This is a genomic window from Candidatus Eisenbacteria bacterium, assembly GCA_035712145.1.
Lineage (GTDB): Bacteria > Eisenbacteria > RBG-16-71-46 > RBG-16-71-46 > RBG-16-71-46 > DASTBI01.
In genome coordinates this window covers 13,489-26,998 of sequence record DASTBI010000031.1, presented here as the reverse complement: position 1 = coordinate 26,998, position 13,510 = coordinate 13,489, and the positions used below count along the sequence as shown (strand labels likewise).

The window sequence follows — 13,510 nt, the reverse complement described above, 5'->3', positions numbered from 1 at the left end:
CCCACTCTCAGGCCAATCCACTCCGTGCTGGCGACTCTCGGCGCCTTCTCTCCCGCGGTGAGCGCGCTGCTGCTGACGTGGCGCGCCGAAGGACGCGATGGAGTTCGCCGGCTCGTCGATCCGGTCTTCCGCGGATCGTTGAAGCCGGGCTGGTACGCGTTCGCGATCCTCTTCTTGATCTCCGTGAAGCTGCTGGCCGCCTTGGTCGTCCGACTCTGGACCGGGGCATGGCCGGCCTTCCAGACCGAGGCGCTGTTTCTCATCCCGTTCGCGATCGTCTTCTCCGCGCCAATCCAGGCGGGCGAGGAGATCGGCTGGCGAGGTTACGCGCTGCCGCGGCTCGCGTCGCGGATCGGTCTGCGCGGCGCGAGTGTCGTGCTCGGCTTGCTCTGGGCCGCATGGCACGTCCCGCTCTTCTTCGCGCGCGGTGCTGACACGTACCAGCACTCCTTCTGGGTCTACATGCTCACCGTGGTGGGACTCTCGGTGGCGATGGCCTGGCTCTATGCGCGCACCGGGAGCCTGTGGATCGTGATGGTGATGCACGCCGCGGTGAACAACACCAAGGATATCGTGCCTTCGGCAACGTCCGTGGGTCAGGGCGTGTTCGGATGGTCGGCGTCGCCCATGAGCTGGGCAACCGTCGGCATTCTGTCGATCGCCACGCTCGCACTGCTCGCGCGCATGCCGAAGCGCCTGGCCGTCGAGCGGTCGGGCCCCGAGCCTCGGCCGCTCGTCACCCCGTCGCGCTGAGCGCGGCCCGAGCGCCACTCAGTGGGCCGTCCAATGCGGCGTGCCCATGAACAGGCCATCGAGCCAGCCGATCTGATAGACGAGCCAGATCCCGAACGCGAGCGAGAGAGCGCCCGTGGACACGCGGATCAGCCGTCCGGCATGAGCCCAGCGATTCATGGCCAGGGCGACCGGCAGGGCGAAGCCGGTGGTGATCAGCGCCATGCCGATGAGCGTTCCGAGACCGAAGACCAGGAGATAGCCGAAGGCCCAGCGCGGATCGCCGACCGTGGCCAGCACCAGCAGCGCCACCGCCGCGCTTCCCGCCAGTCCATGAACGAGCCCCACGAGGAAGGCGCGTCCCGCCGGTGGTCTTCCCGGCTCCTGTCCGAGCTCGCTTCGGTCGTGTCGGTGTGGCTTGAGATTGAGGAGACCCACGACCACGAGCGCCAGCGCCACGCATAGCTCGAGCGTGAGACCGATCCGCGGGGGCACGGACCAGTTGAAGACGATGATGGCCGCCCCCACCGCGAACAGCGTCAGCGTGTGGCCCAGCCCCCAGACGATTCCGAGCAGCGTGGCGGGAAGCACACGGCGGGTGCGCGCGGCGATCGTGGTGACCGCGACGACATGGTCGGGATCGGCCGCGTGTCGCAGGCCCAACAAGAGACCCAAACCCAATAGTGTGAGCACCTGCACGACGAGTCTCCTTCCCAGGGTCGGTCCGAAAGGACGGAGACACTACCTCATCGGTCCGGCCTGAAGGGCGTGCGATCCCGACCCTCGTCCCCCGAGTGAGTTTGCCGGTCGATGGCGTCTCGAACGCGGCCGAAGCCTAGGCTCGTCCCATGTCCCCGGATGTCGATCGCGACCTCAACATGGAGGTGGCCGAAGCGCTCTACGATCTCGCTTTCGTCCACCAGTCCACTCATGGAGCAAGGGCCTATCGACGTGCGGCGCGAGCCGTCGTCTCGCTCGAGCAGCCGCTGGACGACTTCGTCCGCGAGCACGCCCCCCGTGAGATCCCTTACGTCGGACCTGCCAGCGAGCGGGTGATCCTCGAGCACCTGCAGCTCGGTCGCAGCCCGGCCGTCGAGCGGGCGGTCGAGAAGAGCGCGCGGCGTACCGAGCTGGACCAGGCGCGCGCCCTGCGCACTCACTTCCTGAGCCGGGCCCAAGCGCTGCGCATCCTGCGCTCCCCGGCCAGGGGTGCGATCGGCCTCGAGGACTATCGAGGCGACCTGCAGATGCACACCGAGTGGAGCGACGGCGCCGAGTCGGTTGCCGCCATGGCCGAGGCCGCGATGGCGCGCGGATATGGATACATCGGCGTCAGCGATCACTCGTACGGGCTGAAGATCGCCGGCGGTGTCAGCATGGAGGACGTGCGGCGCCAGCATCGCGAGGCCGACCGCCTCAATCGCGAATGGGCCGGGAGATTTCGGGTGCTCAAGGGGATCGAGGCGAACATTCCATCCGAAGGCGGCGTGGACATGACGTCCGACGAGCTGGCCGAGTTCGAGATCGTGCTGGCGGCGCCGCACTCCAAGCTGCGCCGAGCCGAGGACCAGACCGAGCGGATGGTGGCCACGGTTCGTCATCCGCAGGTCCACGTCCTCGCTCATCCTCGTGGACGAATGTTCACGCGGCGTGGGGTGGTGGCGCGCTGGAGCGAAGTGTTCGAGCAGGCGCGGGAACAGGACGTCGCCATCGAGATCGACGGAGATCCCTACCGCCAGGACCTGGATCACGAGACGGCTCGACTGGCGCTCGAGGCCGGATGCCTGTTCGCGCTGGACAGCGACGCCCACTCCGGCAATGAGCTGAGGTACGCGGAGTTCGCTCTGGCTCACGCCCGCAGGGCCGGCATCCCCGCGGCGCGTGTCCTCAACACCTGGCCGGTCGAGCGGCTCCTGGAGTGGGCGAAGACGAAGCAGTAATCTTCGGCTTCTTCGCAGCGACCCGCGGGCCCCACCGAGACGAAGACCATCCATGCAGAGCGTGTTCCTGCTCTCCCCCGCCCATTGCGGCGGGCGGCGGGCACAGATCCTGATGAGCGGGCGTGCCGCGTTCCCCCTGGCCGTGCGGCTGAGGGAAAACGGAGCGTCGATCGGCGAGGTCTTCACTTTCCTCAGCGGTCTCTACTTTCGGGGCAAGCTCGCCTATGGGCGCGCGTTCGCACGCCCGACGCGGGCGCCGCACGGCGTGCTCGTCATCACGCCAGGGTGGGGACTGATTCCTCCCGACCAGCGAATCACCATGTCCGATCTCCTGGGGATCGCCGGCGTGGGGGTCGACCCTGCTGAGCCGCGATTCCGGGCGCCGCTCGAGCGCGACTGCGCGGCGCTGGCGCGCGCTCTGGATGATGCGGACCAGGTCGTCCTGCTCGGCAGCATCGCCACGGGCAAGTACACGGACGTCGTGGAGCGACACTTCCAGAGCCGGCTGCAGTTCCCCTCGGCGTTCGTGGGGCGCGGTGACATGAGCCGCGGCGGTCTGATGCTGCGCTGCGTCGACGAAGGGAAGCCGCTCGAATACGTTCCGGTCGCCGGCGCGCTCCGCCACGGCAAGCGCCCTCCGCGGCTCGAGCCGCTCCGCCGACGGACCGTAAGGCAGAAGACCGCGGGCGCGGTTTAGGAAACCTCCGCCCTCACCCGCCCCCGGGTTCAACGCATCACGACGACGCGGCGGCTGTGGCGCTGTGCGTGGGCTTCCAGGCGGACGAAGTAGACGCCGCTCGGCACACGAGACCCCGAGCCGTCGCGGAGGTCCCACGGCAGGCTGAATCGTCCGGCCGCGTGCACACCCTGGAACAGCGTGCGGACCACGCGGCCGGTCGCGTCGTGGACCATCAGCGAGACGGGCGTCGCGCGCGGGAGGTCGAACGCGATGCGCGCCGACGTCAGCGCGGGGTTCGGCCGCGGCGACGCGAGCTGCAGCTCGATCCGCCGAGCGCCGTCCTCCGTCGCGACCGTGCCCGAGGGCGAGAGCAGCGCGAACACGCTCTCGTTGCCGTGGATGTCCACCGCCGACAGTTTGTAATAGGAGGACGTCGTGCCGTCCCCATCGACGTAGCCAGTGTCCGGAGCGGTCGCCACGAGGTTGCCCGGCCCGGGGACGAAGCCGGCCGAGCTACCGCGATAGATCCGATACTCCGCGAAGTCCGCGGCCGGGTTGACGCCCCAATGAAGGGTCGTGCTGCCGGACGCGTACGTACCAGTGAACGGTGCGGGCACCGGCGGCGCGAGATTGTCGATCGAGTACCCCGAGTCCGGGGCCGATCTCCAGTAGGGATAGCCGCCCTCCTTCTCGGCGAGCACCATGAACGAGGTGTAGGGGTTCGATCCGGGCAGCTGGTCGCTGGTGGTGGGGGCCACGAAGCTGTAGCCGGGGAATCCGCGCGCCGGGAGCGTCACGAGGTACTCCCAGTACACCGCCTGCATCCCGAGCGCCGGCGCCATCCGGCGGAAACGCGCGTCACCGGCGAGCGCCGCCTGTGACGCCGGCTCCGGCACGCGCCGCCACACCGAGTAGCCCTCGATGGCGAGGTCCGGAGCGACATCGAGGTAGCTCGCCGTCCACTCGACCTGCACGCGACCACCCTGATCGTTGGGCACGTCGCGCACGTCGACGATCGTCGGCTCCGCCGCGCCAAGCTCGCCGTGGCGCCCGACGCGTTGCGCATAAATGTCGTTGTCGATTCCGTTCCGTGTGTCGAACCAGGTGACGATCGCGCTGCCGTCGTTGCCGACAACGGCCCTGGGGAGCAGCTGGTCGACCGCCGCGATCGAGACGGGAACCCCGTTTCCGCCCCAGCCACCGCTCGCGGTGACGGCCTGCGCGTAGACGTCGGTGAATCCGCTCCGGCTGTCCGACCACGTCACGATGCTCGAGCTGACGCCGTCGTAGACCACGACGGGCTCGCTCTGGTGGCCGCTCGCGGCGCACATCACGACTTCCGTCGGCCACAACTTCGATCCGCCGGTGATGAGCCGCTGGGCGTAGATGTCGCCGGCGTCCGCCCGCAGGTCCTTCCAGACGATGAAGGCTCCACCCTGACCGTCGGCGGCGATCGATGGGTACATCTGATCGCCGGCGGCTCCGCACACGACCACCGAGGTGCCGTTGTTCCAGCTCCGACCGCCGCCCAGGGTCAGTCTCTGGGCCAGGATGTTCTGCGACCCCGATTGCACCTGGTGCCACGTGATGATCGAGCCTCCGGAGCCGTCCGGGACGATCCGGGGCATCGTCGTCGCATGGCCCTGGTCGATGAGTTGGCCGTTGGGGATCCCTATGATCGTTCCATCGTTGTAGACCCAGATCCCGAAGATCATGCCGTCGTTCGGAAACGCGTTCCGACCGTCCCGCCAGATCACGTACGCCCCGCCGATCCCGTCCGGGATGGCGTCGGGAACACTCTGCGGGCCCGACGCAGCGCTCACAGCGACACCGTTCGCCGTCCACTGCGGGACGCCGCCGGCGCTGACCCTCTGCGCGAAGATGTCGTCGTTGCCGTTCCGCGAGTCCGTCCAGATCACGACCGCGCCGCTCGCTCCGTCGGTGACGATGACCGGATTGAGCTGATTAGCCGCGAGGGCACAGAGCGCCACGCCATTGGCGGTCCATTGCGGGACTCCGGCGCCGTTCAGCCGTTGAGCATAGATGTCCCACGAGGGGCCGGAGCGCAGGTCGTGCCAGGCGACGATCACGCCACCCGCTCCGTCCGAAACGAGAGCCGTGTTGGCCTGATCAAATTGGGCGGTGCAGACGGCGACCCCGTTGGCCGTCCACAGGGGCACACCGGCCGCATCGATGCGCTGGACGAAGATGTCGTAGTTAGCGCCGCCGTTCCGGGAGTCGTGCCACGCGATGAAGGCTCCTCCGGCGCCGTCGGCGAGGATGCTCGGGTAGCGCTGATGGCCGGGGCCCGTCGCGATCGGCACGTTGCCGTTCACGGGATCGTACGGCCAGGCGGCCAGGGATTCGCCGCTTGAGACGGCGCACACAGTCCAGGCGAGGAGCACGGGGAGAGCTGCACGGCGGCGCATCGGAACCTCCGGGAACGGGACGCTTGGGGCCTACATGGAGAAACGATGCCGGCGCAGGAAACGAACGGCCTGGCCAGAACTATCCTGGTCTCACACAGGGCGACCCGATGGCCGAGCCTCTGCCGCCTCCTCCTCGTCCTGCCTCATGTCCGGGCGCACAACGAGATGGGCGCCCTCGTGAGAGGGCGCCCGGATTTGGTAGGTGACATCAGAGGAATCTACTCCAGGCGAGCGCGAAGCTAGAGGCCGAGCACCCGACTTCCGCACCCAGTAGGGTCGGCGGCGGTGGTCGTGTCCCTCAGTCTGCGAGTCCGATCTTCCTCAAGAGCGTGCCCCATCGCGGATCGCTGTAGAGGGGACGCAGGTTCGGCGTGTGCTTCGTGTCGGTGAGCCCGGGGTCCTGCTGCTCGTAGGCTCGATCGAGCCACGCGAACGCTTGGTCCACCTCGCCCCGCCGCGCGTGCGCCTGGGCGATCTGGAACGCGTCGCCCTCGGCGTACTGCTCAGTGAGTTCCGAGAGCGCCGTGCTTGATTCGAAGGGGTGGCCCAGCGCCCAATGGACGATCGACAGCGCCTTCAGCCGGGAAGAACCTGCCGGCTCCGCCATCGCCAGGTCCAAAGCCTCCTCGCCGCGGCCCAGGTCGAGCAGCGTCAGGGCGAGATGAGACCGGGAGACGACGCAGTGCGGGGCGATCTCGAGGACCTTCCGGAACTGCGCCTCGGCCTCATCGGGCCGCCCCGCCGCCCACAGCACGAGCCCGAGATTGGAATGGGCCCTGCGATTCAGCGGATCCTGCTCGACCGCGCGGCGGAGCAGCCCGATCGCCTCGTCAAAGGAACCCAGCGCGCTGGCCAGCGCGCCCGCGGTGAGGAGCGCGTCGGCACTCCCCGGCGCCAGTTCGAGCGCGCGCGTGACGGATGCCTGCGCGCCGCGCCAGTTCCAGTTGAAGCTCATCCGGACCCACCCCAGGAAGGCGTGGGCCTCGGCGAGATCCGGCTCCAGCTCGAGCGCCCGACCCAACGTCTCCCGCGCCCGCGCATAGGCCTCGGCAGCCGGTTCCCAGCCCCGATCCGCCTCGGTCGCCTGCGCCCGGCCCAGCCACGCCCAGGCGAGCGCGAACTTCGGGTCCCGTTCGAGGGCCTGCTCGAAGTACTCGATCGCCTTCGCCACGTCCTCGCGCATCATGCGCTCGAGCAGGTGTCGCGCCAGCAGGTGAAGCCGATGGGCCTCGGGATCGGTCGCGCGTCCCTTCGCCGCCCGGGCCACATCAGCCTTCGCCTTGCCGCTCGCGTCCGAGTCCGCCGCCTGCCCCAGCAGCGTCGTCCTCAACTCCCTCACCACCGACTGTGCGATGTCATCCTGCACCGCGAAGATGTCGTCCAGCTTGCGGTCGTAGGTCTCCGACCACAGTTGCGAGCTGTCGGCGACGTCCACGAGCTGGACGCCGATCCGCACCCGGTTCCCCGCCTTGCGCACGCTGCCCTCGAGCAACGTGACCACATCCAGCTTGCGCCCGATCGTGGCGGCGTCGTCCGTCGAGCCCTTGAATTGGGACGACGACGTGCGCGCGATCACGCGCAGCCCCTTGATCTTCGCCAGCACGTTGAGCAGCTCGTCGGCCAGCCCGTCGGAGAAGTACTCGTCCTCGGCGCTGCCGCTGCGGTTCGCGAATGGCAGCACCGCGATGGAGGCGACCTTCTCCGTGGCCGGCCCCGATTCGCCACGCTCCCACTCCTTGCGCAGCTGGCGCAGTTCGTTCGAAACGTCGAGCGCGGTCTGGAACCGCTGCCGCCGGTTCTTCTCCAGACACCGGGTCACGATTCGATCGAGGTCACGCGGCACGTCCGACCGCACGCTGGTCAGTGGCATCGGTCCGCCGTGCAGGATGGCGTGGACAATGTCCACGTACGTCTCGCCGGTGAACGGCCTCTTCCCCGCCACCAACTCGTAGACCACCACGCCGAGCGCGAATAGGTCGCTGCGCGCGTCGACTGCCTCGCCCCGGATCTGCTCCGGCGCCATGTAAGGCGCCGTGCCCTGGATCATCCCCGCTCCCGAAATCGGCGCCGCGAGGGTTGCCGCCTGCGAGGCCGCGATCGGCGCCGCGGACTCGGTGAGCTTGGCGAGCCCGAAATCCAGGACCTTGATCCGCCCATCCGTGGTCAGCATCACGTTCCCGGGCTTGAGATCGCGGTGGATGACTCCCTTCTCGTGCGCGGCCGTGAGCGCGTCGGCGAGGGCGATGCCGATGTCCAGCACGCTGGGGATGGGAAGTCCTCCGGGCGCTAGCGCCTGATCGAGGCTTTGCCCCTCCACCAACTCCATGGTGAGGAAGCGCACGCCGCCCTCGTCCTCGAAGGTGTGGAGCACGACGATGTTCGGGTGACTGAGGGCCGCCACGATGCGCGCCTCGCGTTCGAAGCGGGCGAGCCAGTCGGCGCTCGCGGACATCTCGGCGGGCAGGACCTTAAGCGCGATCTCGCGCCCCAGGTGCAGATCCCTGGCGCGATAGACCACGCCCATGCCGCCACTGCCGAGCGGGGCGACGATCTCATAGGCGCCCAAGCGGCTTCCGAGGCTCAGCGGCATGGCGGGACTCTACCGCACCCGAGAGGCCGAATGACGATGTCTGCGCCGGCCCGCGATCCGTCGGTGACGATCGTCTTCGTCGCCCAGAGGCGGCGCACGCACCTCGGATCGGCGATCCATCGTAAGCTCGGCCGCTTTTCGTTCCTGCCGCAAAGTGGCGCCGCACACGTCGAGCTCTGCACCACAAGCGTATCGAGATCGCGGCCGTTCGGGTGCGGGTTCCATCCGTAATCGGGCGAGGCCGCGTCGATCCGGAACGAGAACTCCAGTTCTAGATCGCAGGAGAGCGGGAAGGCGAGGTCTTCATGTCCCGACCACGCACCTTCGACCACGCAACGGCGCCACGCATCCTCGGAGTGACGCGCGCCGTAGGTTCGCGGGGTGCCGCGGATCCTACCCCGGATCTCAAAGACAGTGCTCATGGCTGCGTATTCGAGGGGTGCACACCAGACTACTGACCAGCTTGACTAGCCTCATCGAACCTTTCTCCGCCGCAGCATGTAGGCATCCACCCTCGAAGCAGACGATCGATGGGGTGCACCCGAGTTCCTCCCAGGTCCTTCAGGCGTTCTGCGCGCCGGCGTGGGAGCGTGTGTAGATCATCTTGAGCCGCTGGAGCACGACCAGCGGGCAATCGCCGCAATCCTCGACGACGTCCGCGGCACGGACCGGATCGACGACCGTTTCGTAGCCCAGCTCGTGGTAGAGCTGTACCATCTCGGCGATGCGGGTCTCGTCGGCGATGAAGCGTCGTTCCCATCCCTTGGCGATGCGTTCCGGATCGGAAGCGACCTGAGCATCGGACAGGACGCGCCGGGCCTCGCCTTCGACCGCGAGCCGGAGCGACCTGAGGAGTGTCTCCTCCGGCCGGTCGCCCGGGCCGGGCGCTTCCCGGGTGTCGGGCTCGCGGCTCATGGAACGCTCCCCCCGCTCGCCGGAGCGGACGCCGCGGCCGCGGCGTCCCGGTCGCGTGACCGCAGGCGCCGGTGTCCGAGCACGGCCGCGCCGAAGGCTGCAACGAATTGCACCAGATCGCCGTCGGGCACGTTGACCTCGGCGTCGAGCTCCCTGCGAATGACGCGGACCATGGTCTCGAACCGTAGGATGCCGCCGATCAAGGTGAACTCCGGCTCCATCTGGACGCGTTTCATGAGCTGCATCGATCGGCCCACCAGGGAGACGATCGCGCCGTGCATGATGTCGGCGGGCGAGACGCCCTGGGACAGGTGGTTGATCACCTCGGATTCCGCGAACACCGCGCACACGCCCGAGATCGTGGTCGGTTCCTTCGAGGTCGCGACCAGCGGGCCGATCTCCTCGGTGCTGTAGCCCATGTAGCGGGCGGTCTTCTCGAGAAACGCACCGGTGCCCGCCGCGCACTTGTCGTTCAGTCGGAACGACTTCACGTGCGTCTGGTCATCGATCCGGCTGGCCTTCATGGTCTGGCCGCCGACGTCCAGGATGGTGCGGGTGCGTGGGAACAGCGCGGTCGCCCCACGCGCGGCGGCGGTCAGGTCGGTAACCTTCAGATCGGCGAACGGCGCCTGATGCCGGCCGAAGCCCGTCGCCACTGTGTAGGCGACGTCGGCGGGCGAGATCCTCGCCGCCGCGATCGCCTCGTCGTGCGCCCGCTCCGCGACCTCGGCGAGCTGGAACCCGGTCCGCATCGCGGCGCGTCCGCGGATGACGTGATCCTCGCCCACGACCACCGCCTTGGTGTACGTGGAGCCAATGTCGATACCCAAGGTGATTCTCATGGGTCACGCGTCCTGGCGGGCGCCGGGGCGCGGGCCGCGCGGATGTGATCGAGCGCGAACAGCGCGGCGCCGAGCGCGCCCATGTAGTGCGCTTCCTCGCTCACGTTGACGGTGAGCCCGAGTTTGTCGTTCAGGGCCGCGATCATGGCGACGTTCCTCGCCACGCCGCCGGTGAAGGTCACCTGCTCCTCGACGCCGACGCGGCGCAGCAAGCCAACCGATCGGGTGGCGATCGACTGGTGGACCCCGAGCAGGATGTCCTCGATCTTCTTGCCCTTCCCGAGCCAGGACAGGATCTCGGATTCGGCGAACACGGTGCAGGTGGTGCTGATCTTGACCGGGCGCTCGCCGCGCAGCGCCGTCGGTCCGAGCGCGTCGAGCGGGATGTGCAGCGCCGCCGAGGCGGCGCCCAGGAACCGGCCGGTGCCGGCGGCGCACTTGTCGTTCATGCAGAAGTCGAGGATCTCGCCCCCGGGCGAGACCCGGATCGCCTTGGTGTCCTGCCCGCCCATGTCCACCACCGTGCGGGTGGCGGGGAACATCTGCACCGCGCCGCGCCCGTGGCAGCTGATCTCGGTCACCTGCGCGTTGCCGAAGGTGACCCTGTAGCGCCCGTAACCGGTGCCGACGACGTACTCGATCTCCTCCTCCCGCACCTCGCCGGCCGCCCGCGCCTGCTGGAAGGCGTCCTCGGCCGCCCGCATCACGTTGGACCCGGTCTCGGTTAACGAGCGGCCCACGATGCGCCGATCCTCATCGACGATCACCGCCTTGGTCTGGGTCGACCCGACGTCCACGCCAGCTGCGTAGGCCATGCCGTGCTCCGTCCTGGGCTAATGCCCGGTGGCCGCCAGATGACGGCGGCTCGCCAGTCCTTCGAAGAAGGCGTCGATGCGATTCTTGAGCTGCGCCTCGGACACCACGCGCCGGTCCATCATGTCGGACTCGATGAACAAGCTGGGGATGTCGGCCGCCTGCATCAGCGCCCGCCGGCTGTCGGCGAGTCCCGTCGAGACGGTGCGGCAGCTCTTGATCGGGTGGTACACCACGCCGTCGGCCTCGTACTCCTGAACCATGGTGAGCAGCGGCAGCGTGTGGAAGAACATGCTGTCCATGGCGTCGCGGACCCCGATCAGCAGCCCCTCCGCGAGGCCATCGATCGGATTCTCGAGCGGGCACTGGTATCCGGTGTTCGCGCCGCCCGAGGCGAACCACAGGTAGGTGGAGTGCACGAAGTTTCCCCGCTGCTCGCCGAACATCTCGCTGAAGCGTCGGAACAGCGGATAGCACGGCACGCCCACGAAGATCAGGCGGAAGGACTCGGCGATCGCGGTGCCGATGGCGTGGGCGCCCTTGTACTCCATCTCCTCGACCAGGTCATCGAAATAGCGGGCGCCAGCCTCGGTGCCCCGGTAGGCGTTCGCGACGCCGAGGAAGATCGTCCCGTCGGACAGCGCGTTGAACGGCGCGGGGTGGTTGCGATTCAGCGCCAGCACGCGCTGCCAGCCGCGGGACAGCGCGTTCGCGTGCTTCAGGTTCTCGCGCAGCCGGTCGATGTCGAAGCGGACGCCAGTGACGCGCTCGAGCAGCGGGATCAGCTCGTGGATCTGCGCCGACACGTAACGCCGGTCGCTCTCGAACTCGGGATCGCCGGGCCAGGTGTGGCGCCCCGCGGCGCGGCTGCCGGGCACGTCGATGGTCACGATCGGACAGCCGTACATGCGCTCCCAGATCTCGGCCCACTTGATGTACGTGTTGCAGGCGTTGGTGTGGACGGCGATCACCGGCCGCGGGATCTTCCCCATCGGCAGCGCGCCAGATCGCAGCTGCGTGGCGACGTCGGCCTTGACGTAGCCGCAGATGTCGGGCGAGTAGCCGTAGTCCTCGGCCTGGTTCAGGTACTCGTGTGCCACGTGGCGAACTGCAGTCTGGAGCGAGTTGATCTCGGGAAACACCAGCGGCAGGTCGAACGTGCGCAACAGCTCGCCCAGGCTCCCCATGACGAACACGTAAGCGCCGCCGCGGCCGGCGGCCGCAGCTTCCGAGAGCTGGTCGAACCACTCGCGGAACAGGCGTGCGCCGTCCCGGTTGCCCCTGCCAACGAGGGTGCTGTCGTATCCGGTCGTGGACGTCATGCCCCACCGCCTCTCAATCGAACATCAGGTTTTCGACGAACGTCTCGAGCTGGACCGCGAGGGTCTCGAAGCTCGACATGTTCTCCTCGAACTCGCTCACGAAGTACGGGATACCGGCCTGATCCAGCGCGTGAGTGTGGGCCACGATCTCCTCGAGCCCCGGCTCGCACATCTTGGCCGCGGCCACGATGACAGCCTGCGCGCGCGCGCGCGCGATGCGCTCGAGCAGCATCTTCTCCTTGGGCTTACGCAGGTCGTGCTGGACCGGGCTGTACGACGACTGCTCGAGGTAGGCGTGGGCCAGCGCCCTGAGTGGGTCCGCGCCGGCCTCGACGTCGGAGACGATCCAGCGAAGGCCGATCATGAAATCGTCGTCCACGACGTAACAGGAACGACCGATGGTCCGGACCAGATCGAGCGGCGGCTGCTCACAGAAACCGCCCTCGAACACGATCCGCACCCGGTCCTGCCGCCGGGCCTGCCTGGATTCGAGCTGCGGCAAGGCGGCGCGGAGGATCGCGTTGTGCTCCTCGCGTGGCATCATCCCGCCGATCGCGATCAGGGAGTACGCATCGTCGGCCGACACCTGCCACGGAGTCTCACGCTTGAGGTCGTAGAGACGCCGCATCAAGGCCCGGTTCTCGTTGTAGACGGCGATGGACCGGCGCAGCTCCGCATCGCGGACGGGCCGGCCCGCGATGTCCTCGATGGTCCCCGCGAGCCTCTGATACTCCGCTCGCAGGTACGTACCGGCGTGCGCGGAGTTGGCGTTCTGTGGGAGGTAAAGGATCTGGCAAGGGAACGCGAAGTTGCGGCCCCAGACGCCGGCCAGGTTCCGCGCTGCGTCGCAGATCGGATGGGTGACGAACAGATCCACGGTTGCGTGCGCGGACAGCGCCACTTCCAGCGTGCTCTTGACGATCGAGCACAGGTACGAGCCGAAATGCGAGTCCGCCCGGGTGGGCTCCAGCGGCGCGCCGCGCAGCTTGAACGGCAGCAGGCCGGCCGCGTGCGCGATCTCCTCGGGGAAGTACACCTGGAAGTGGCCGACCACCTTGCCGCCCGCCTCGCGCCAGCGGCGCACCGTGGGGAAATCCGGATCCTCGAGCAGCTCGCGGCAGTGATAGAGCAGCTCGTCGATCGGCTTTCCCTCCCACTCCGGGAAGGTTCTGACGTCCATGGTCGCTGCGTTCACGCGAGCCTCCAGGGTCGGCCGCGCCGCTCGGGTCGGCGAGCGGCCTTCCGGCC

General features: G+C 68.4%; 11 protein-coding genes. 3 read left to right on the top strand and 8 right to left on the bottom strand.

Annotated features, from left to right (window positions below; translation table 11 throughout):
• Positions 1-24: 24 nt before the first annotated feature.
• On the top strand, positions 25-753 hold the full coding sequence (locus tag VFQ05_01725) for a CPBP family intramembrane glutamic endopeptidase (protein ID HET9325469.1): 729 nt from the start codon (positions 25-27) through the stop codon (positions 751-753).
• A gap of 18 nt (positions 754-771) precedes the next feature.
• Here the strand turns inward: VFQ05_01725 and VFQ05_01720 are convergent, their stop codons facing one another.
• Complete coding sequence (locus VFQ05_01720) at positions 772-1,431, bottom strand: HupE/UreJ family protein (GenBank protein HET9325468.1); 660 nt, start codon at positions 1,429-1,431, stop codon at positions 772-774.
• 149 nt (positions 1,432-1,580) lie between these two features.
• Here VFQ05_01720 and VFQ05_01715 point away from each other — a divergent pair, with 149 nt between their 5' ends.
• Positions 1,581-2,672: a hypothetical protein gene (locus VFQ05_01715; GenBank protein ID HET9325467.1), complete on the top strand. Its 1,092-nt coding sequence runs from the start codon at positions 1,581-1,583 to the stop codon at positions 2,670-2,672.
• A gap of 52 nt (positions 2,673-2,724) precedes the next feature.
• Positions 2,725-3,369: a hypothetical protein gene (locus VFQ05_01710; protein ID HET9325466.1), complete on the top strand. Its 645-nt coding sequence runs from the start codon at positions 2,725-2,727 to the stop codon at positions 3,367-3,369.
• 29 nt (positions 3,370-3,398) lie between these two features.
• Here VFQ05_01710 and VFQ05_01705 read toward each other — a convergent pair whose 3' ends face one another.
• From VFQ05_01705 to VFQ05_01675, 7 genes are all read right to left on the bottom strand, one after another.
• Positions 3,399-5,780 (bottom strand): FlgD immunoglobulin-like domain containing protein, encoded by a 2,382-nt coding sequence (locus VFQ05_01705; GenBank protein ID HET9325465.1) that lies wholly within the window; start codon positions 5,778-5,780, stop codon positions 3,399-3,401.
• Positions 5,781-6,078: 298 nt separating this feature from the next.
• On the bottom strand, positions 6,079-8,370 hold the full coding sequence (locus tag VFQ05_01700) for a protein kinase (GenBank protein HET9325464.1): 2,292 nt from the start codon (positions 8,368-8,370) through the stop codon (positions 6,079-6,081).
• A 561-nt stretch (positions 8,371-8,931) separates the two neighbouring features.
• Complete coding sequence (locus tag VFQ05_01695; protein ID HET9325463.1) at positions 8,932-9,285, bottom strand: hypothetical protein; 354 nt, start codon at positions 9,283-9,285, stop codon at positions 8,932-8,934.
• Positions 9,282-10,127 carry an acyl-CoA dehydratase activase gene (locus tag VFQ05_01690; protein HET9325462.1) on the bottom strand — a complete coding sequence of 282 codons (846 nt, stop codon included), beginning with the start codon at positions 10,125-10,127 and terminating at the stop codon, positions 9,282-9,284. The genes VFQ05_01695 and VFQ05_01690 overlap by 4 nt, the downstream gene beginning before the upstream one ends.
• Positions 10,124-10,942: an acyl-CoA dehydratase activase gene (locus VFQ05_01685; protein ID HET9325461.1), complete on the bottom strand. Its 819-nt coding sequence runs from the start codon at positions 10,940-10,942 to the stop codon at positions 10,124-10,126. Before VFQ05_01685 ends, VFQ05_01690 begins: the two co-directional genes overlap by 4 nt.
• An 18-nt stretch (positions 10,943-10,960) precedes the next feature.
• Positions 10,961-12,262 (bottom strand): 2-hydroxyacyl-CoA dehydratase family protein, encoded by a 1,302-nt coding sequence (locus VFQ05_01680; GenBank protein ID HET9325460.1) that lies wholly within the window; start codon positions 12,260-12,262, stop codon positions 10,961-10,963.
• 13 nt (positions 12,263-12,275) lie between these two features.
• Positions 12,276-13,457: a 2-hydroxyacyl-CoA dehydratase gene (locus VFQ05_01675; protein HET9325459.1), complete on the bottom strand. Its 1,182-nt coding sequence runs from the start codon at positions 13,455-13,457 to the stop codon at positions 12,276-12,278.
• Positions 13,458-13,510: the final 53 nt, after the last annotated feature.

What these genes read in the sequence shown, in the direction of transcription:
- VFQ05_01715 (HET9325467.1), top strand. Translation starts at nt 1,581, where the DNA reads ATGTCCCCGGATGTCGATCGCGACCTCAACATGGAGGTGGCCGAAGCG.
- VFQ05_01710 (HET9325466.1), top strand. Translation starts at nt 2,725, where the DNA reads ATGCAGAGCGTGTTCCTGCTCTCCCCCGCCCATTGCGGCGGGCGGCGG.
- VFQ05_01705 (HET9325465.1), bottom strand. Translation starts at nt 5,780, where the DNA reads ATGCGCCGCCGTGCAGCTCTCCCCGTGCTCCTCGCCTGGACTGTGTGC.
- VFQ05_01700 (HET9325464.1), bottom strand. Translation starts at nt 8,370, where the DNA reads ATGCCGCTGAGCCTCGGAAGCCGCTTGGGCGCCTATGAGATCGTCGCC.
- VFQ05_01695 (HET9325463.1), bottom strand. Translation starts at nt 9,285, where the DNA reads ATGAGCCGCGAGCCCGACACCCGGGAAGCGCCCGGCCCGGGCGACCGG.
- VFQ05_01690 (HET9325462.1), bottom strand. Translation starts at nt 10,127, where the DNA reads ATGAGAATCACCTTGGGTATCGACATTGGCTCCACGTACACCAAGGCG.
- VFQ05_01685 (HET9325461.1), bottom strand. Translation starts at nt 10,942, where the DNA reads ATGGCCTACGCAGCTGGCGTGGACGTCGGGTCGACCCAGACCAAGGCG.
- VFQ05_01680 (HET9325460.1), bottom strand. Translation starts at nt 12,262, where the DNA reads ATGACGTCCACGACCGGATACGACAGCACCCTCGTTGGCAGGGGCAAC.